14 protein-coding genes are annotated in these 20,484 nt (G+C 25.2%); 11 read left to right on the top strand and 3 right to left on the bottom strand.

Annotation, left to right across the window (positions count from 1 at the left end):
- Positions 1–38 precede the first annotated feature (38 nt).
- Positions 39–746, top strand: coding sequence for a DUF445 domain-containing protein (locus D9T19_RS06385; protein WP_121627399.1), 708 nt, complete (start codon positions 39–41; stop codon positions 744–746).
- A gap of 591 nt (positions 747–1,337) precedes the next feature.
- Here D9T19_RS06385 and D9T19_RS06380 read toward each other — a convergent pair.
- On the bottom strand, positions 1,338–2,147 hold the full coding sequence (locus D9T19_RS06380; RefSeq protein ID WP_121627398.1) for a restriction endonuclease: 810 nt from the start codon (positions 2,145–2,147) through the stop codon (positions 1,338–1,340).
- Positions 2,148–2,867: 720 nt separating this feature from the next.
- Between D9T19_RS06380 and D9T19_RS06370 the strand changes: the two genes are divergently transcribed.
- The 6 genes from D9T19_RS06370 to D9T19_RS06345 all read left to right on the top strand — a co-directional run bounded on the left by D9T19_RS06370 (position 2,868) and on the right by D9T19_RS06345 (position 8,184).
- Positions 2,868–3,803 (top strand): COG2958 family protein, encoded by a 936-nt coding sequence (locus D9T19_RS06370; RefSeq protein WP_121627396.1) that lies wholly within the window; start codon positions 2,868–2,870, stop codon positions 3,801–3,803.
- A gap of 170 nt (positions 3,804–3,973) precedes the next feature.
- A complete protein-coding gene (locus tag D9T19_RS06365; protein WP_162984552.1) occupies positions 3,974–4,360 on the top strand; it encodes a hypothetical protein in 387 nt (128 codons plus the stop codon).
- A 1,046-nt stretch (positions 4,361–5,406) separates the two neighbouring features.
- Complete coding sequence (locus tag D9T19_RS06360) at positions 5,407–5,784, top strand: hypothetical protein (protein WP_121627394.1); 378 nt, start codon at positions 5,407–5,409, stop codon at positions 5,782–5,784.
- Complete coding sequence (locus D9T19_RS06355) at positions 5,777–6,628, top strand: site-specific integrase (RefSeq protein WP_121627393.1); 852 nt, start codon at positions 5,777–5,779, stop codon at positions 6,626–6,628. Before D9T19_RS06360 ends, D9T19_RS06355 begins: the two co-directional genes overlap by 8 nt.
- A gap of 103 nt (positions 6,629–6,731) precedes the next feature.
- Complete coding sequence (locus D9T19_RS06350; RefSeq protein ID WP_121627392.1) at positions 6,732–7,043, top strand: helix-turn-helix domain-containing protein; 312 nt, start codon at positions 6,732–6,734, stop codon at positions 7,041–7,043.
- Positions 7,044–7,107: 64 nt separating this feature from the next.
- On the top strand, positions 7,108–8,184 hold the full coding sequence (locus tag D9T19_RS06345) for a tyrosine-type recombinase/integrase (protein WP_228197974.1): 1,077 nt from the start codon (positions 7,108–7,110) through the stop codon (positions 8,182–8,184).
- A 67-nt stretch (positions 8,185–8,251) separates the two neighbouring features.
- Here D9T19_RS06345 and D9T19_RS06340 read toward each other — a convergent pair whose 3' ends face one another.
- A complete protein-coding gene (locus tag D9T19_RS06340; protein ID WP_121627391.1) occupies positions 8,252–10,516 on the bottom strand; it encodes a cache domain-containing protein in 2,265 nt (754 codons plus the stop codon).
- A 347-nt stretch (positions 10,517–10,863) separates the two neighbouring features.
- Between D9T19_RS06340 and D9T19_RS06335 the strand changes: the two genes are divergently transcribed.
- From D9T19_RS06335 to D9T19_RS06325, 3 genes are all read left to right on the top strand, one after another.
- Entirely contained in the window at positions 10,864–11,172 is a 309-nt protein-coding gene (locus D9T19_RS06335; RefSeq protein ID WP_121627390.1) for a hypothetical protein, read from the top strand.
- Positions 11,172–14,159 carry a transcription-repair coupling factor gene (mfd, locus tag D9T19_RS06330; protein WP_121627389.1) on the top strand — a complete coding sequence of 996 codons (2,988 nt, stop codon included), beginning with the start codon at positions 11,172–11,174 and terminating at the stop codon, positions 14,157–14,159. The genes D9T19_RS06335 and mfd overlap by 1 nt, the downstream gene beginning before the upstream one ends.
- A gap of 69 nt (positions 14,160–14,228) precedes the next feature.
- Positions 14,229–17,789: an NACHT domain-containing protein gene (locus D9T19_RS06325; RefSeq protein WP_121627388.1), complete on the top strand. Its 3,561-nt coding sequence runs from the start codon at positions 14,229–14,231 to the stop codon at positions 17,787–17,789.
- A gap of 175 nt (positions 17,790–17,964) precedes the next feature.
- On the opposite strand, the gene D9T19_RS06320 is transcribed toward D9T19_RS06325, so the two are convergent.
- Positions 17,965–18,963 carry an endonuclease/exonuclease/phosphatase family protein gene (locus D9T19_RS06320; protein ID WP_121627387.1) on the bottom strand — a complete coding sequence of 333 codons (999 nt, stop codon included), beginning with the start codon at positions 18,961–18,963 and terminating at the stop codon, positions 17,965–17,967.
- Between the two features lie 61 nt (positions 18,964–19,024).
- Between D9T19_RS06320 and D9T19_RS06315 the strand changes: the two genes are divergently transcribed.
- Positions 19,025–20,269, top strand: coding sequence for a BaiN/RdsA family NAD(P)/FAD-dependent oxidoreductase (locus tag D9T19_RS06315; RefSeq protein ID WP_121627386.1), 1,245 nt, complete (start codon positions 19,025–19,027; stop codon positions 20,267–20,269).
- The last annotated feature ends 215 nt before the right edge of the window (positions 20,270–20,484 follow it).

The following is a 20,484-nucleotide window of genomic DNA, read 5'->3' as shown; positions in this document are numbered from 1 at the left end:
GATAAAATTCACAAATAAAAGAGTAAGGAAATTAATAAATGAACAAATCAGATATAACAAATCTAATAACAGTTTTAATCATGGCTTATGGTTATTCAAATGGAAATGACACTATTTTTATGGTTGGACTTTTTGCATTAAGTGGAGCAGTTACAAATACATTAGCTATCCATATGCTTTTTGAAAAGGTACCATATTTATATGGAAGTGGAGTAATAGAAAAGAATTTTGCAAAATTTAAAAGTTCAATTCATAATCTATTAATGAATCAGTTTTTTACAAAAGAAAACTTATCAAGATTTTTCCAAGATGAAATGCAAAGTGCAAAAAAAACAGTAGACTTTGAAAAAATATTAAATAAAACAGATTTCACACCAGCTTATAACTCTTTAAAAGAATCAGTAATGGAATCATCATTTGGTGGAATGCTAGGAATGTTCGGAGGAGTTGAAGCTTTAGAACCTTTGAAAGAACCATTTACAAAAAAATTACAAAGCTCAATAATAGATATAACAAAAACAAAAGCTTTCCAAGAAGTATTAGAAGATGCATTAAAATCAGATAGTTTATCAGAAGATATCTATGAAAAATTAAGTTTAGTTGTAAATAAAAGACTAGATGAATTAACACCATTAATGGTAAAAGAAATGGTACAAAATATCATAAAAGAACACCTAGGATGGTTAGTAATTTGGGGTGCCGTTTTTGGTGGATTAATTGGCTTAGTTTCTACGTTAATAATGTAAGGCAAAAAAAGCTAAGTTTATAATATAGAATTCTTATTCAAGTGGAATTTCTATAATAAATTTTATTAGATAATTGATTAAAATATACAAAACACCTTAAAAAGCAACTTTCTAACAAATGAAAAAGATATATGCTTTGTTTATCCTTGGTAAAACTGGAACGAAACTGGAACAATTTTATTTATCTAAATGAAACTTTAGACCTATGATTAATTAATCAGGATAGTCTAGAGTTTTATATCAATTACCAGTAGTAATTAAAATCATATTAAAGTTGAACAATTTAGTTTGAAGTTTAGAAGAAATTCCAAAATCTACAGGTTGTTAAACTTGTTATTTTATCTCAGAATTTTTCAATTCCGAGTATGAATTTATATTACCACTCCATTGTTTTAGTTATGTATTCATAATATTCAACTTGACTTTTATCATAATTCAAAAAGGCTTTTGCAATATCTTCTAATTTATGTCAAGTACCATTATTCTTTATTAGTTCTTTTATAAATACGGGTTAATAAATATGAGACATTCTCATTTTATCTTTTAGAAAAGTTTTTAATTTATTGTATGAGTTCATTTATTACCACTTTTTTATTCAATTAAATTTTTGTCTTCAAAAGCAACACACTTAAATTTAACAAAAGTATTTTGTTTTAAAAATATTTCTGCAGATTTTGTTAATATATTATCATGAGAGACTATAAAATGATAAGAAACTTTTATTCCTTCTAAATTAATATCTTTTAAATATATAAAACAATCACCTATAAATGCTCTAATGTCTTTTTGGTTTATTTTAAAACTATTAGACATTGTCCAATTTTTACATTGAACTAAAATAAGTTTATTATCTTTTCTGGCAATAACATCTAAACCTCCATCATTAAATGAGTTTTTAATTCCCCTATTCTCTACTGAATAACCATTATCTTGATATTTCTCAGCAATAAAAACTTCATATTCATTTCCATAAGTTTGCTTTTTATTATGATCATCAATCTTACAGCTAATTCCATCACTTTCAAATTGATGTTCTAAACCACGACTTGTATAAACATAATTAAACATAAAAAATTTTGGTAAAAAGTCTGGTCTTACGTCAGACAGAGCATAAAATGAAATATACTTATTTTTTAAATGAGGATGGGAATATATCATTTTAATTAATCTTACTAATTCAAATCTATGATCATACACATTAAAATTTCTATTGCCTAAACTTTCAGTTAAATCTTCTCTTTTTCCATTTTCTTCATTATATAAATATACTTCGATAGTACCAGCCATATATGAAATAAACTTTTTTAAATGTTGGATATTTGTAGGACAATAAATTTTATTTATTTTTACATCTAAATGAGGGAAGGATTGTTTAATTAAGTAATATTCTTTTTTTAACATTAATAACCTTATAATTTATATTAATAATTTTATTATAATATCATAATAAATTATTATTTAATTACAAGTAACTACTTAATCAACTCAAATAATTCATAATATCATATAGTGCATCTTGCTCACCTCGACTTTTAGCTTTCCAATTCTTGTGAACTTTTATATGATTGTACAATTCAATATTAGTTAATCTCTTTTTTGTTCTTTTTAAACTACTTGCTAACTTCTTACCATAAAGATAACCACCATATAAGCCACGATAGTAAGTAATCTTATCTCTATCTTCATTATGATGATCTATTACAATACTAATGCACTTATTCTTGCAATAGCTTTCAAGGTCTGTTAAGTGATAGGATTCAAGATATTTCATATTACAAATTGATATAATAGTTAATAAAAATTACATATTGTAATGAATATTTTTGATACAAAAAGTCATAGTTTTCTTTAAAAGTCTTATTTTTGGAGCAGTTTTTACTAATTTTGAGATTGTTCAAAAAAGACTTAAAATTTGGAATATGTTCAATAAGTATTGTTTTTGGAAAATTATCTAGCTTGGACATCTTTAAATAATCAGAACAAAAATATTTCGTTTCTTAAAAATATATAATCCAAATTAATAATTTCAGCGTTCATTTATTTAGTAGATATCAAGCTAATCTAAATATAATGTTTGTTGAATAAATAGCTAACTAGAAAAAATATGGAGGTTCTAAAATAGTGTCAAGGTTATCTCAATCACAAAAAATTATAGAATTTTTAAAAATAAATCCCAATGAACGTTTCAATGCTAGACAAATTGCTGATGCCATTGTTTCTGAGTACCCAGAAGATTATGCAGAAAAAAGGAACAATCCAAGATTTAATGACAACAAGGCCTTTATATCTCAGATTGTGGCTGAAATTGGAGCGCAAAAAGATCAAATTATCAAAAACAATCCACATGTATTTTGGCAAGACAAACCTCGTCCTCGTGTTTATTGGTATGATCCTGAAAAATTAGTTGGGGAAGATACAATAGATATAAATGATGAAGAGGATGATGAAGTGATATCTGTTCCAAACAACAAATTATTTTCTGAACATGATCTATATCCAATTCTCATTGAATATTTAAAATCCGAGCATAAGCTTTACTGCTTACGAATTGATGAAAAAAGGTCAAAGAATCAACGCGGTTCAGGTGGAAATCAATGGTTGCATCCAGATATAGTAGCAATGCAAGCAGTAGACAAAGAATGGAATAACTTAGTAAGAACTTGTATACAACATGGCGATGGACAAAGCGTTCGCTTATGGTCATTCGAGGTCAAAAAAGAACTCAATGGTTCTAATGTACGAAAAAGTTTCTTCCAAGCTGTAAGTAATTCAAGTTGGGCAAATGAAGGCTATTTAGTTTCAACAGCAATTTCAAGCAGCCAAGTAGAACAAGAACTCCGAATGCTTTCGGCTCTTCATGGGGTAGGAGTAATTTTACTAAATCCCGAAAATCCATCTGAAAGTGAAATGATTTTACCTGCTAAAGCAAGACCAGAAATTGATTGGCAGTCCGTTAATCGTATCGTCGTTGAAAATGAAGATTTTAAAGATTATATAGAATTAGTATCAACGTATTATCAAACGGGAAGAATTAGAAGTAAAGATTGGAATAAATAGCTAACAATACAGAGGAACCAATAAATTACCTTATTGGCAATTCATCGGCTCATTTTAAACATTAGGATACAGGAGAACAGATGCCTTATTACCATGTATTAGTCACATTCACAGAGTCGCCTGAGAATCCTCAGTGCGTGCTGGATGATTTATCAGAACAAGAGTTAAAAATGAAGTTTGTTCGACTATACAAAAAGGGTAAAGATATATTATGCGACAAAGACGTGGTCCGTATTGAAAATATTAAAAGTGTTCAAATTATACGTACGAACAAAAAAAATGAAGACGAGCGTTCTATTATTCAAGACGAAAGTTTTAAGAGGGTTCAAGAACTAAACAGACAATCAGATTCAATAGCAATAATCAGTTTAGGGTATGGTTACAAACTAGAAGATATTGTATATGCAGGAGAAGATGTAACTTCTCTGTATATTACAGGAGCTCCTGGACATGAAACATCAAACTTCATTTTTTCCTTCTTAAATAATCCTTGGGTTATGACAATTGGTGCTGGCTTAATTCTAGCAGTCTTGGTTGCATTGTTAGGATTAAATTAAATGCTAACAAATCAGAGGAGACAATAAATTACCCTAGGAGCAATTTATTGTCTCATTTTAAACGTTAAGTTGCTAAACCTCTTATATTTGGAACATAAAACACTCATATTAGTTTTCAGTGTTCCACAAAGTGTTCAAAAAGTAAAAACTACAAAGTCTCACAAACCTTAAGGGATTGTGGAACAAAAAATTAATCATTTAAAGCTTCATACAATTTCATATCCCATTCCAAACAATTAAATCCACGCTCACAAAGTCTTTTCCACGCATGTCACCCTCCCGGTCTCTATGAAAATAAGCTTGCGTTTTTTCATAGAGACCGGGAGACGTGTCTCCCGAATTTTTTTTATAGAAAACCCATCCTGTAGGGTATGGGAAATTTCTATAAAAAATGCGATATTAAGTAAGATGCTTAAAAGCTTCGATAATATCGGGCTTTTAAAGTATTACGCTCGTGATACTTTAAAAACGACTTTTTTATGCTTTTTTTAAGAAATTTCAAAATTCTTTTTTAAAACTTGTTTTTTTTCAAATACTTTCCTATAACAAAAGTATGGAGATAGATTATCTCTTAATTTTTAAAGGTATGAATATGAATATTAACAACTATTAACAACGATAAAAAGCTTTATAGAATTGAAGCTTTCCAACAATTAAATAAGAAACATGCCTTAAATACAATCAATTATAAAATTCTAATCAGATTATATGGTGCTGTTATTAATGCAGTCTTTCTACTATTAGAGCTTACTTTCTAGTAAGTTTTATATAGTCATTATTTTCTTTCGTAATTTCTTCTTTTCTAAAAAGTAAATTACATTGCTAAACAATCTCTACTGCTTTAATTGTAAAGTAAAAACATTTTGTGTTTGTAATTGAATATTTTTTTTAAAAATTATATTTCCTTCTAGGGAATGCTGAATATATTAGTCTAAAAATTTGATTATTCAATAAAAAAAGATTTTTTTTAAATTTTATACTACTATTCAAAACACGTTAAGAGTGGGCTTTATTGCCTTAATAATTCAAAAAAAGGAGAATAAAAAATGAGCTTCAATAATATAAAAATTAAAAAATTAGTAAAGAATATTTCTTTGCCAGAAGAACAAGTGAAATCTTTACTTTTTAAACAAGCAAAGTATTTAAAAATAGATGGTAATTTACTTTTAAAGAGCTATATAATTTTAGATGAATTAAAAACAGAAGCTAATGAAAAACAAGCACAAGAACTTAAAGAAAAGAGTAAATATAAAACAAAAAATCTAATTATCTCAAAATATATGGATGTAATTATTAAGTTATATCAAGAAGGATCAGGTGCAATAAATATTGCAAGATATCTAAAGCTACATCACAAGGTAACTATTTCACGAAGTGCAATAGCTAACTTTATAAAAACTAATGAGATACAAAGAAATGGCTAATTTAAAAGGAAGTAGCTTTGAAAAGCAAGTAAAGGATATTCACCATAGGCTTTCAGCTTTTGGTGAAAAAAGACATGGAAGAACAGATAAACAAACTCATTCATCAGCTTTATCAATAAAAAGAGCAGAAATGAGTAAAAGTTTTGCTGAGTACTGTACTAATAAAGGCTTAGAAGGCAAACTTAATATTCATATGAATAATGAGACTGTTAAAGAGTTTTTAAACTATAGAACACAAGATTTAGCAAAGAGTTCATGTGAAAACTATGTTAGAGCATTCTCTTCTATGTTAGAAGGATTAGAAAAATCTAATGTTGATATGTTAGTTACAAAAGATGTATTTGAAGAAAAGATGATGGAGATTAGACAAATGCCTGATATTAATCCTATACAAGGAAGAGCAATAAATGAAGCTGATAAATTGATAAATAATTTGTATGAAAAAAGCTATGAAATAGCAGTTGTTGCTCAAACACAATTAGAACTAGGATTTAGAGTCTCCGAAGCATTTGAAGTTGTTGGAAATATTGATAAATATTACAATGATGGAAAGTTAATAGGAGTAATAGGAAAAGGAAATCATGAATATACTCCCAAAAATATTACTTCTTCATTGCTTACAAAAATTAAATTAGTTGATAATCTTCCAACTCAAAGAACTTATGCAAATCATTTAAAAGCTTATGATGTTACCCCTCATGACTTTAGATACACATTTGTAAAAAATGAAGTTGAAAAAAGACTTGAACTAGGTCAAGAGTATAAAACAATTTTAAAAGAGATCTCAAAAGAAATAAATCATTCAAGAGAAGAAATGACTAATTATTACTTGAAAAGAGCATGATAATAGTTATTAAAGGTCTAAATCTTTGTAATTAATCATTAAAAAAGATTTTTTGCAAAGATTACAATAATATAAAAAACAAAAAGGAAAGGAGGAATTTCCCATGAATCTAAATATAGAAGCAGTAAATCAAATACCACAAATAGTAGAAATGGTAAAAGTATTAAGTGAAAAGATAGAAAATAAAGTTGAAAAAAGATGGCTAAATGTTGCTGAAACAGCATATTATCTTGGTTACTCAAAAGACCATATACATAAGCTAAAGGCTGATCATTTTATAGAAGGCAAACATTATTATAAAAAAGCAGGAAGAGTGTTATTTGATAAGCTTGAATTAGATAAATGGGTAACTTCTTCTCAAAATATGATGAAGCCAAAAGAAATAGCTAATATGGTTCTAAAGGATTTAATATGAATTCTTGTAAAATTAATTCTATTGTTAGTAGTTGTTATTTTAAGGTGTTATCACAGGAGATAACATGATGAAGATGACAGAACCTAAATTATATACACGAGGTGTAAAGCTTTGGGTACGATTTAGTTTAAATGGTGAAGTGATTAAAAAGTCACTTAATATAGAAGATACAAAAGCTAATAGAAAATTAGCAACAACACAAATAATTCCGCAAATGCTTTTAAAAGTACATAGTGGAGAGTTCTTTGAAAATAAAATTGTTCCAACTGTAAAAGAGATGATTGATATTAGTTTGAAGATGAATGAAGCTAGTAGAAAAGTATTAACTCATAAGTGTTATGAATCTAATTTAGATAAACATGTAATTCCTTATTTTGGTAATAGAAAAATTGATTCATTAAAACCTAGTGAATTAGCCTTATGGCAAAATAATCTATTAGAAAAATTATCCTCAAAATCAGTAATAAATATAAGAGTGATATTTCATGGTATTTTAGAAGATGCATTTAGAGATGAATTGATTCCTAAAAATCCTTTTTCAATAGTTAAGTCTCCTAAAAATATTGCAATAAGAGAGAATAAACCTTTTTCAAAAGAAGAAATATTTAGAATCTTAGATGCAACACCTAATAAAATAAAACTATTCTTTGCAATAGGATTTTTTACTGGTATGAGAACTGGAGAAATAACTGCTCTAAAATGGTCTGATATAAATTTAGATTCAAAAGTTATTCATGTAAGAGCTACAAGAAATAAAGGAATTGAAACAAGTCCTAAAACTAAATCTAGTATTAGAGATGTAGATATTTTAGATGTACTTATTCCTTACATTAAAAATCATTTAAAATATAAGATAGATAACTCTGAATATGTATTTAATTCTAATTTAAATAAACCATATCACTCAGCAATGAAGATTTCTACAACTTATTGGAAAAAGGTTTTAAAAAAACTTGAGATTCCATATAGAAATTTATATCAAATGAGACATACTTTTGCAAGTATGATGATTTCAAGCGGAGAAGATATTCTTTGGGTTTCTAATATGCTAGGACATAAAAATTCTAACATCACTCTTTCAACTTATGCAAAGTATATTAAGAATGATAAGAAAAGAAGAGGAACTTTTTTACTTAACTAGTACAAACTTGGTTCAGTTTTGGAACAATTTAAAAACAGGTATTTTTAAAGCCCTTAAAATAAGGCTTTTAAGACAAAGGTAGTAAAATAATAAATTTAGCTCCTGTATAGTGGATGTTTTCAAATACATACTTTTCATTAGAAACCACAAGACTACCTTTTAAATGATTTATTATAATATCTTGACTCATATATAATCCTATTCCAGTTCCTTGTGAGTTTTGTTTTGTCGTAAAATATGGTTCAAAAATTCTATTTATAATATTTTTCTCAATTCCACCTGCATTATCCAATATTTCTAAATATATATTATCATCTTTTCTATATGTATTAATAAATATTAATCTTCTTTGTTTTTCTTTAGAAAGTAGGGCATCTCTTGCATTATTAAGTAGATTTATTAAAACTTGTATTATTTCATTTTCAATTGATTTAAGTTTATGATTCTGTACATTTTTTATAAGCTCTATATTTTTTGCGTTAAATTGAGAATTTAACAATTTTATAGTTTTATTAATAGCTTTATTAATATCAAATTCTTTTTTTATATTATATTTTGGATTAAAAAAACCTCTAAAATCATCAATTGTTTGTGAAAGATATTGTGCAGAATCATTAATTATAGTTAATGATTTATATAATTGCTCATCACTTAAAATATTCATTTCTTTTTGTAGTTTAGCACCAGTTGATGCAGTTGAAATTGTAGATAAAGGTTGTCTCCATTGATGTGCAATATTTCCAAGCATTTCACCCATAGCAGCCATTTTGCTTTGTTGATATAACATATCATCTTTTTGTTTCTTTTCTAGTTCTAGTTCTTTTAATTCTGTTATATCTTGTGCAACACCTTTTATATATCCTTTTTCTTCGTTAAGTGTAGCCTTGCTACTTATCCATCTAATCTTATTATTAGGTCTATGTATTCTATATATTTGGTTAAAATCTTTTTTTGTTTCTAATGTTTTATTAAATGCTTTCATAACTCTAGGTAAATCATCTTTATGTAAAACTTCTTTTAGGTAATCAATAAATATATTGTCTTTTATCTCTTTTATTCCAAACATTATTTTAATTTCTTCTGAAAGATACTCTTTTCTTGTTGCTACTTCATATTTCCAATGTCCCACTTTAGTGATTTTTTGTGAAAGTAGTAATGTATCTTTTTCTTCTTCAATTTTAATTTGGTATTTTAAAAATTCTTTTTCTAATAATTTAGAGATAAAATATGAAATAATTAAAAAGAATATTGTAAAAAGTAATCCATAAAAAATAATATCATCTTTATAATTTTCATATTTTTCTTCTTGAAGGACTTTCATATTTTCTATAATATAATTTGCATCTGAAAGTTTAAAATTTGTAGATATAATCCATTCCCAATTGTTAAACTTTTTTGAATAAGTAATATTAGTTTCTTGGGTATTTTTTTTATCTATTTTGGATTTAACTAGAAAGTAATCTGCTGTATCTATAGTATTTTTAGAAATTAATTCTTTAAAAGAATTTTTTATATAAGAAAATCTTTTTTCTCTAAAGATATTAGCAGTTAATAGTTTTTTTGATGGATGATAAATTATATCGCCATTAAATGATATTATATAAATATATCCATCATTTTTATACTTTAATTGTGAAATATAATTTAGAGTTTGTTTTTTTAATTTATTTAGAAAATCATCTCTATATACAGCTGTTGTTATGATTAAACTATATGGTTCAAATTTTTTTACAATTCCAATTTTTTCAAACTCTTTTGATTTATCATTAGGTTTTGGGAAATACCACGTAAAAAAACCTTCACCTTTATTTTTTGCAATTGATATCGCTTTTTGTATACTATAATTACCTTTTGTATCTCTTCTGTTAAATATATTTGTTCCTTCAAAACTTCTATTAACAGGTTGAAGAATATTTATTCCATCTAATGTATGTATTGAGAAATATCCATTGCCATTATTATATCTTATAGTATCAACTGCTTCTTTAATTTGTTGGATAATCTCATCTTTAGATTTTTTGTCTTTGTTATTAATATAAATATTTGATATTATTTTATACACATTATTGATTTTACTTTTTAAATCTTTTCTTAGTTCATCTTCAGCAATATCTTTATGTATTTTAAGATAATTGTATACAGTATCGACATTTAATTTTATTCTTTCTTTTTCATCTTGAAGAAATTGTTTTTCTATATTTATTTTTTCAACTTGTATTTCTCTTTTCTCTTCATTGATTAGAACAGTTATTACTAATATACTAATTGCAAGTATGATGAGAAGAGGAAAAAATCTTATGATTCTTAATAAATTTTTTACTTGATTTCTCAAATACTTACCCCTGTTTATTTTTGTATTAAATTAGTGGGTATTATATCTTTTAATTTAAGAAATGAAGAATTTAAAAGTTTTATTTCTTAAAACATTAAAATATTATTTATAAGTATCAGAATAAACTAACTCATAAGAGTGAGTATAAAATTTTATTTGTGTTATGGATTAAATTCGTGTTTTGATTTTAAATTTTTAGGAACTCAAAGCTCTTTTATAACTAAATCATAATTGATTATCTAGAAAATTGAGCAAGCAAAAATATGTAAATAGTTTAATATTTCGTTAATTAAACCTAATTTTAATACAATACGTTCAAATGAGATAAATATATAGGAATTATAAATATGGAAAATATAGAAGTATTAGTATTATTAGATGTAAGTGGTTTAGAAGATGAAGAAAAACTAAATAAATTTTTAAAAAGAAAAAGTTTTAAAGTAGTTGAGGGTGAAAAAAATGTTTATACATCAAGTTCAACTACAACATTGGTTACAACGAGAGCTTTTATTTTACAAATGTTTAAAGAAGGATTAGAAAAAGCAGGATTTAATGATGCAAATTTAATCTTTTTATTAAATGAAACTCCTTATCCAGCTTATTACTATGATAAAACTACAAAAGAATTTGAATTAACAGAAGAAGAAACTAAATAGTGAATAATATATATGAATTTTTAAAAGGTTTAAAAGATAATAAAAAACTAAAAGATTGTGAGTTACTAATCGTAAATGATGATAAACAAGCTCAAATGGCAAATGATATTGTTGCACTTTTAGGTTTTACACCTTTTGTATTATCTGATTTTAGAGCAAATTTTGGTGATGACTTACTATCTTTTTCTACAGAGTTACAAGAAATAACAAAAACATTAAATGATTTTTATTCATATAAAAAACAAAATAAGATTTTAATCTCACCAATAAGAACAATCTCTTTTCCTTTACCAAAAGAGAAATGTTTTGATACTTATGAAATAAATTTTGCAGATACTATAAATATAGAAGAGTTCAAATCAAAACTTTACAATTGGGGATATTACTTTGTAGATATTGTTACAAGCGAAGCAGAAGCCTCAATTAGAGGTGATATTATAGATATTTGTCCTTTAGGAAGTGAGTTTGGATATAGAATTTCACTATTTGATGATGAAGTTGAAAGTATTAGAAAGTTTGATATAGAAGATCAAAAATCTTTCAAAGATGAAATAGAAACTATAAATATTCCTCCTGCTTTTTTAGCTTTAGATGAACAAACATATTCAGGTATTACAGATGAAATCCAAAAAGTTTCAAGTGATGCATTTATAAAAGATATTCACTCTCTAGGATTTTGGTATTTAAATGACTTAGGTGAATATTTACCATCTTCCATGAATTGTTTTATTACCCAAGAATCACTTGATGAACTTGAAGAAGTTTATGTATTTGAAGAAAAAAGAATAAATAAAGATAAATTCTTAGCAACTCCTCAAATTTTCAAAAGTAAAACTCATAAAGAAATAGCACCTGCAAATGTAAAAGAGTTTATCTCTTTCCATCAAGGCAAAAAAGTAACTGTTATTTCAAGTACTGAAGCTAAGGTAAAAGCCTATGACTTAGATTTAAGTAACAAAGATATAAATTATGTTTTTGAACCATATATTGTAAATCTTGTAAGTAATGATGAGGTAATAATCTCACTAAATAAAGAGATTAAAAAAAGAAGAAAGAAAAAAATAAAACTAGTAATTGATGAATTACAAGTAAATGATTTCGTAGTTCATGAAAAACATGGTATTGGACAATACAAAGGAATAGAACCTGTTACTGTAATGGGTGCAAAACGAGATTTTGTAATAGTTAAATACGCAGGTGATGATAAGCTTTTAATTCCTGTTGAAAATATTGATTTAGTAGATAGATATGTAGCAGATGGAAGCTCTTATGCAGTTGTAGATAAACTTGGAAAAGGTTCGTTTGCTAAATTAAAAGAAAAAGTAAAAGAAAGATTATTTGCAATAGCAAATGATATTATTAAACTAGCAGCAGCAAGAGAACTTGTAAATGGTATAAAAATAGATACAAATAAAAATATACTAGAAGAGTTTAGAAAAAGTTCAGGATTTGATTATACAAAAGACCAAACACGATCAGTAAATGAAATCTTCAAAGATTTAAGTTCAGGAAGAGTTATGGATAGACTTCTTTCAGGAGATGTAGGTTTTGGAAAAACTGAAGTTGCTATGAATGCTTTACTAGCAACTATTTTAGACGGACATCAAGCAATTTTTGTATGTCCTACAACAATTCTTGCTACTCAACATTATCACAGTATGAAAAAAAGATTTGAAGCTTATGATTTTTCAATTGCAAGACTTGATGGAAAATCAACTGCAAAAGAAAAAAGTGAAGTAAAAAAAGGTCTAAATTCTGGAGAAATACAGTTAGTAATCGGAACTCATTCATTATTAGGAATTACAGCAAAAGATTTAGCCTTAGTAATAATTGATGAAGAACATAAATTTGGTGTAAAACAAAAAGAAAAACTTAAAAACTTACGAGAAGATGTACATATTTTCTCAATGAGTGCAACACCAATTCCAAGAACTCTAAATCTAGCTTTATCAAAACTAAAAGGAATGAGTTCACTTTTAACACCACCAACAGAGCGATTAGGTGTAAGAACTTATGTAAAAGAGTATAGTGACAAGTTAATAAAAGAAATAGTTTTAAGAGAAAAAAGAAGAGGTGGACAACTTTTCTATGTTCATAATAATATCGCATCGATTGAAGCAAAAAAAGCAGATATAGAAGAAATAGTTCCAAATATAAAAGTTGAAATAATTCACTCAAAAATAAAACCAGCCGATACAGAAAAAATCCTAGATGCTTTTGAAGAAAAGAAATTTGATATATTATTAGCAACTTCAATAGTAGAATCAGGACTTCACCTTCCAAATGCAAACTCTATTATTATAGATGGAGCAGATAGATTTGGTATTGCAGATTTACATCAACTAAGAGGAAGAGTAGGACGAAGCAATAAAGAAGGTTTTTGTTATTACGTAGTAGAAGATAAAAAACAAATCACATCAGATGCAGTAAAAAGATTAGTAGCCTTAGAATCAAACTCATACCTAGGAAGTGGAACAGCTCTAGCTCATCAAGATTTAGAAATCAGAGGTGGAGGAAATATTATAGGTGAAGCACAAAGTGGACACATCAAACAAATAGGATATGGTTTATATCTAAAAATGTTAGAAGATGCACTAGCAACACTTAGTGGAGATTCACAAGAAGAGAAAAAAGCTGTTGATATAAAATTAGCAATATCAGCATTTATTTCAAGTGATTACATAGTTGAAGATAGAGTAAGATTAGAATTATACAGACGACTTTCAAAATCAACACAGAAAGAAGAAGTTTATAAAATAGAAGAAGAAATGGAAGATAGATTTGGAAAACCAGACCTACCAACAAAACAATTTCTAGAGTTAATTATGATTAAAATTCTTTGTTTACAAAAAGGCATTCAAACAGTAAGCTCATACGAAATGAATATAACATTTACAAAAAGTGATGATACAAAAGAAACAATAAAAAGCCCAAGTAAAGATGATGATGATATTATTATTACGACTTTGAAGTATTTGAGGAAATAAAGATTATTCGATATATTCACTAATAATTTATTTAAAAATAATATAATAAAGAATTATTAGGGGACTTATATGAATTATCTTGAAAAACTAAGAAGAATTAACAAATTTACAGGGATATTATTTGAGAATAAATTTGTTAAATGGTTAATAAAGAGTCCATCATATCTTACACTTATTTGGAAGTTCTTTTTTGTAATAATATGTGAAATATTTTTTATAAATCTTGGTGAAAAATTAAATATATTAATAAAAAGTTACATTCCTCCAGAAGAAAAATTAGCACTGGGACTAGTTGATATATTTGTTGGTGGTGGAAGCTGGTTAATAGTAAGTATAACAATGTTTTTTACAATAATGATTTTTGTATTAAAAATGTTAGAAATAATATATAAGCGTAAACCTTCAACAAAACAAATTTTAAAACTTGATGAATTTATTGATGTCTCTCAATACAATAAATTTGCAACTCCTTTAGATATAAATCTATATGGTAGAGATAATGAAAAAAAAGAAATTACTGAAAAATTAAATCAAAACAATTTTGTACTTGTTTCAGGAAAAGCAGGAATAGGAAAATCAAAAGTTGTAATTGAGGTAATAAAGTCTTATAAAAAAGATTTTGATTATGAAATAGTTTGTATTTACAATAGAAGTGCTGACTTATTTGATGATATTAATACTTTTTTTCAAGGGAAAAAGAAATATTTAATCTTTATAGATGATGTAAATAGAGTTCATAATACATTAGACTATTTAATTCAGTTATATCCAGAAAAAATAAATGATAATACTTTGAAAATCATTATGACAGTAAGAGATTATGCAAAAGATAAGATTATTGATATATTATCTAATAGAAAGCTTAGTTTTGATGAGGTCTTTATTGATAAATTAGAAAAAAACTATATCGAAGATATTATAAAAAAAGATTTTAAAATTCTAAATCCTTCATATATAAAAAGAATACAATATTTATCAAAAGGAAACCCAAGACTTGTTGTAATGATTTCAAAAATAGCTTCTGAATCAAATAATTTAGCAACTATAAATGATATTTCAAATGTTTATGATATTTATTATAAATCAATGAGTAGTGAAATCAAGATATTTGAAGATATTGAACTTATGAAAGTATTTGCAATAATATCTTTTTATAGAATTGTTGATAAAACAAATGAAATCCAAGTTAATCAAATAGAAGAACTTTTTAATTTAAAGATAAATTTATTTTGGGAAAAAGTGAAAGTTCTAAATCAATTGGAAATTGTTGATTTATATGAAAATGAAGTAGTAAAAGTATCTGATCAAATTTTATCTACATATCTTTTTTATAAAATTGTATTTGTTGAAAATATTTTAGATAGTGATTTATTTATTACTAAGTTTTTTTTAATACAAAATCAAAAATTAAATGAAGTTATAAATCCTATTATAAATAGTTTTGATTTTAAAAAAATAACAAATAAACTAAAAAACTCTTTTGATAAATTGAAAAAAGAATATGAAAAAGATTTAGATAAAGAATATGAATTAATCAAATTCTTTTGGTATCTTGATAGAACAAGTAATTTAGTATATTTGAAAAAATTAATAGATAATTTATCAAATGAAGATATTGAAAAAATAAACAATACTAAATATTCAAATGACAAAATCCTAGAATTAATAAAAGTATTTTCAAATGATAAAGAAAATTATGAAAATGTAATTGAATTAATGTTTACCTATTATGAAAAGAATAATCTTATTTCTGATAAATTACTAGAAATATTGAAAAATGAATTTGGATTTCATCTGTATTCTTATAAAGAAGATTATTCAATTCAAAAATTTATTATTGATTTTATTGTAAAGAAAATACAAAATGAAAATAGTGGAATTTATATAGATTTATTGTTTGAGATTAATGAGTATTATTTACAAACACAATTTAAATCAACTCAATTATCTGATAATAAAACTATTTCTACTAATATATTTGGTTTGTATGAGATACCTAGTTTAAAAAGCTTTCGAGAAACTATTTTTGAAAACATTTTTTCTTTGTACAAAATTGAAGCAAAAAAAGTTTTAGATTTATTATCTGAGTATGAGTATGGATATGAAAAGAAAATTTCTGAAATAGAAAATTGGGATAAAGATGTTATTACTAAATGTATATATGAAAGATTTGATTCAAAAAATTATTTAGAAGTAAAAACTGTTTTAAAATTATGTAAATTATGGAAAAAATACTCAATCGATTATGATTTAAGTTTAGAGAGAAAATTTCAACATGAATATATTGAAATTGAAAAAATATTTTATTTAGATTATCTAAATTTTTGGGATAAAGATAAAGATACTGAAAAAATAGATGAACTAATAAAAAATAAAATATTTGAATATATCAAAAACTATGAAATAACAGATATTGAAAAACTTCTTAATAATTTAAGTAAAATTTATAGTCTAAATTTTGGAGATAATAGAGAATATATTTTTAATACTAATCTTTCAAAGTTATTACTAGTAATTAATAATGATATGTTTATAGATGTACTAAATATAATAGTTAAGAATGATTATAATTTGAATTTTAATGAAGATATTATTGTTTCTAAATTATTAAAAATAAAAGAAAAAAATGAGATTGAAATTTTTATTGATAATTTATCTCCAAGATTTAAAAATAGATACAAATTTAGTTTTTATAAATGTTTAGAAGAAAAATATATAAACAATAAGGATATAAAAAACTTAGTGGAATTATATTCTATAAATGAAGATATACAACTAATTCCATTTCATCCGATTTTTTTAGAAAAATATACAAAAATTGATAAAGACATAATTATCAAAATATCAAGAATATTATTTGAAAAGTCAAATATAAATAATAGATTTCTAGATGGATTAGAAATGTTTTTTGATTCAAATACTGATGTAATTAAACTTTTTAAAAATGATTTTACATTACTGAAACTAATTTATTTAAAATTAGATAATTATTCAAAACATTTTGATTATGATTCTAAAACTCTATGTGTAATTCTAGATTTGGACTCAAATTTTATACTTGATTATTTAAAACAAAAAGATAAAGAAAAATCTTTACATAAAAAATATGAAGTATTATGGGAAAGAAACAATTATCAAGACATAATAGAAAAAATTACAAACTATTTTTATGAAAATCAAGATATAGAAATTTTTGGTTCAAAATTTAGAGTATTTTTTAATATTAAAGAACATAGAGATTCACAAAGTGAATTAAAAGATAAACAAATTGACTATTTAAAAATTTTTATCAAAAAAAATATAAATGAGAATGAAAAGATTAAATTTATATTTAAAGACCTAATATTATGTTTAAGTAATAAGCAAAGAAAAATATTTATAAAACATATTTTAGATTTAGGTATTAAATTTAAAGATTTTAAAGAGTTGTCTTTTGAAGAATATTCTAAGTTTTGGAGTGGTAGTGCTATTCCTATGTATCAAAAAGAACTTGAATATTTTGAATCTTTACTTGATTTGTTTAAAGGGATTAATCGAATTGAACACAAAAAATATGTTGAAGAAATTATAGAATATAAAAGAAATGATATTAAAAGAGAAAAAAAGCGTGAATTTATGGATGATTTCTAAGTTTATTAATATAGGAAATAAAAAGGCCAAATATCAAAAGACACTTGACCTTAAAAAGGAGAAAAAGTAAAAATCACAACAAAATTACTCTTTTAAGAATAAGAAAGATTCGCGGTCTTTCTTAAACGATAAAAGTATTATATACTCCTATTGTTAAGAGTTTGTGAATGATTTATTAATGAAAGGTTAATTCGCAAACTATTTGTGCATGATCACTTGTAAGCAAAGATCCATCATGATTACTTCTTATTGCATCATCATATATTTCATATGAACTAACTTTTGCAATATTTTGCTTATTTCTTTTATTAAACTCTTTTGAAACAAAAATATAATCAATAACATTACCTTTTCCAGCAAAATAACTAGTAGGAGTTCTTAAAATCTCTTTTTGTTCAGGATGAGGATTATATATTTCGTGTTCAATTTGATGATATGCATCATGTAAAATAAAAGTCTCTTTTCTCTTTTCATCATGATATTTATTATTACTTAAAGCATCAATTGTTATTGAAAACTCTTTATCATTTAAATCACACATTAATACACATGGTTTCTTTGATTTTTTAATATCAAAAAAAAGTGAAGAAGCTTCACAAAGTCTTCTTTTTAGACTAGATGAATATTTATCTTCTAAAGCTTTATTTACTAACTCTTTTTTATAAGATAATTTATCTTCTTCATTAAAAACATATTCAAATTCATTTAATCTATTTGATTTCAGATGAGAAACATAAACTAAAAATTCTTTTTCATTAGGAAGAGTTATTGTTGCTTTAATAGGAATTCTCGAGAATTTAAAGAAACCTTCAAAATTATGCTTTTTAATACTTGGAATATGTGCTTTAACTTCTTGCATATTTGTAATAGGATATTTTGAAGCAATTGCAACTGTTGTAGATACAAATATTAATGGATTATTTTTACTTAATTTTGCAGCATCAGTTGTCTCAAAATATTTATAACCTAAGTCATTAACTAGAATTTTTAATGCATCTCTTGAAAAAACTTCTTGAAAACCAATAACATCAGCATCCATTTTTTTAATTTGTTTTTTAATCCAAGTGGTTTTTTTTATCCATTGTTCATTAGTAAACTTTTCTTTTTTAGTGTACCATGAGTGTGGTGGTTTTACAAATTGAAATAGGTTAAATGTTGCTAGTCTTATTTTCATATTATTATTATATCGAATTTTAAAGATAAAACATTTAAGCATCTTTAGTTATTATTAGCTTATGAAAACAAATATATATGATGTAATAGTAATAGGTTCTGGTGGTGCGGGAATGATTGCTGCAATAACTGCAAGAAAACAAGGTAAAAACGTACTTCTTTTAGAAAAACTTTCAACACTTGGAGCAAAACTTAAAGCAACAGGTGGAGGAAAATGTAATTTAACAAATACGCTAAGTAATGAAGATTTTATGAACTCATTTGGGAAAAATGGACGTTTTATGAGTACTGCTATTGAAATGCTTGATAAGAATTCTTTAAGAGAATTTTTCAAAAGTATTGGAGTTGAAACTGATACAAAAGATGGTTTTAGAATTTTCCCAGTTACTCATAACTCATCAACAATTATAAAAGCATTAGAAAAAGAGCTAAATAGATTAGAAATTGAAATTAAATGTGATGTAAAAGTTGAAAACTTATTATGTGAAGAAACTAAAATTACAGGAGTAAATACTAATAAGGGAATATTTAATTGCAAAAATGTAATCGTAGCAACAGGAGGATTAGGTTTTCCTGTTCTTGGTGCTAATGGTGATGGATATGAATTTGCAAAAGATTTAGGACATAAAATTACTAACCTTTATCCTGCAATGCTTCCTGTTTATACAAAAGAAACTTGGGTTGCAAACTGTACCGCTGATACTATTGCAAAAGCTATTATCAAAATAGATTTGAAAAAAGCAAAAAAATTAAAAGCAATAGGTGATTTAATATTTACTTCAAAAGGTTTAAGAGGACCAGTAGTTTTAGATTTTTCAAGAGAAATCACACCATTATTAGAACAGTATGAAGAAGTTCCTTTACTAATTAATATGGTAAAAGGAAAAAATGAAGATGATATTTTCTCACATTTCAAAAAACAATCTGTCATTAATCCTGATGCAACAGTCTTAGAAAGTTTAGCCTTGTTACTTCCTCTATCAGTATCAAAAGAATTATGTAATATTGTAAATGCAGATATCTCATTAAAATTTAAAGATCAAAAAGGTGAAGTAAGAAATAATCTTGTAAAAATAGTAGCATCAACACCATTAACAGTAATAGATTCAGTGGGTTATAAAAAAGCAATGATTACAAGAGGTGGAGTTACACTAAAAGAGATTAATCCAAAAACAATGCAAAGTAAATTAATAGATGGATTATATTTCTGTGGGGAAGTAATGGATTTAGATGGACCTTGTGGTGGATATAATTTACAATGGTCATTTTCAAGCGGAAACTTAGCAGGACATTTATTACAAAACTAATAAAAATCCCCAAAAACCATAAATTAACAAATTTAAGTTTATTTAAAGTAAATCCTCTTGACAAAGAGAGAAAAAAGTTCTATAATTCCCGTCCAAAAACAGAGGAACGACATCAAAAACATTTGATGAAAGACTAATGAGAAATGGATGATCTTTAACAATGTAATTTAAGTTTGTAAAGTAATCTTTATAAACTGAATATAATACTCTAAATA

This window comes from Poseidonibacter antarcticus, from assembly GCF_003667345.1.
Taxonomy (GTDB): domain Bacteria; phylum Campylobacterota; class Campylobacteria; order Campylobacterales; family Arcobacteraceae; genus Poseidonibacter; species Poseidonibacter antarcticus.
The sequence above is the reverse complement of the archived record's forward strand: the minus strand, read 5'-3'. Positions and strand labels throughout refer to the sequence as shown.

What these genes read in the sequence shown, in the direction of transcription:
- D9T19_RS06365 (WP_162984552.1), top strand. Translation starts at nt 3,974, where the DNA reads ATGAAGTTTGTTCGACTATACAAAAAGGGTAAAGATATATTATGCGAC.
- D9T19_RS06355 (WP_121627393.1), top strand. Translation starts at nt 5,777, where the DNA reads ATGGCTAATTTAAAAGGAAGTAGCTTTGAAAAGCAAGTAAAGGATATT.
- D9T19_RS06315 (WP_121627386.1), top strand. Translation starts at nt 19,025, where the DNA reads ATGAAAACAAATATATATGATGTAATAGTAATAGGTTCTGGTGGTGCG.
- D9T19_RS06380 (WP_121627398.1), bottom strand. Translation starts at nt 2,147, where the DNA reads ATGTTAAAAAAAGAATATTACTTAATTAAACAATCCTTCCCTCATTTA.
- D9T19_RS06320 (WP_121627387.1), bottom strand. Translation starts at nt 18,963, where the DNA reads ATGAAAATAAGACTAGCAACATTTAACCTATTTCAATTTGTAAAACCA.
- D9T19_RS06360 (WP_121627394.1), top strand. Translation starts at nt 5,407, where the DNA reads ATGAGCTTCAATAATATAAAAATTAAAAAATTAGTAAAGAATATTTCT.
- D9T19_RS06385 (WP_121627399.1), top strand. Translation starts at nt 39, where the DNA reads ATGAACAAATCAGATATAACAAATCTAATAACAGTTTTAATCATGGCT.
- D9T19_RS06335 (WP_121627390.1), top strand. Translation starts at nt 10,864, where the DNA reads ATGGAAAATATAGAAGTATTAGTATTATTAGATGTAAGTGGTTTAGAA.
- D9T19_RS06350 (WP_121627392.1), top strand. Translation starts at nt 6,732, where the DNA reads ATGAATCTAAATATAGAAGCAGTAAATCAAATACCACAAATAGTAGAA.
- D9T19_RS06325 (WP_121627388.1), top strand. Translation starts at nt 14,229, where the DNA reads ATGAATTATCTTGAAAAACTAAGAAGAATTAACAAATTTACAGGGATA.
- D9T19_RS06345 (WP_228197974.1), top strand. Translation starts at nt 7,108, where the DNA reads ATGATGAAGATGACAGAACCTAAATTATATACACGAGGTGTAAAGCTT.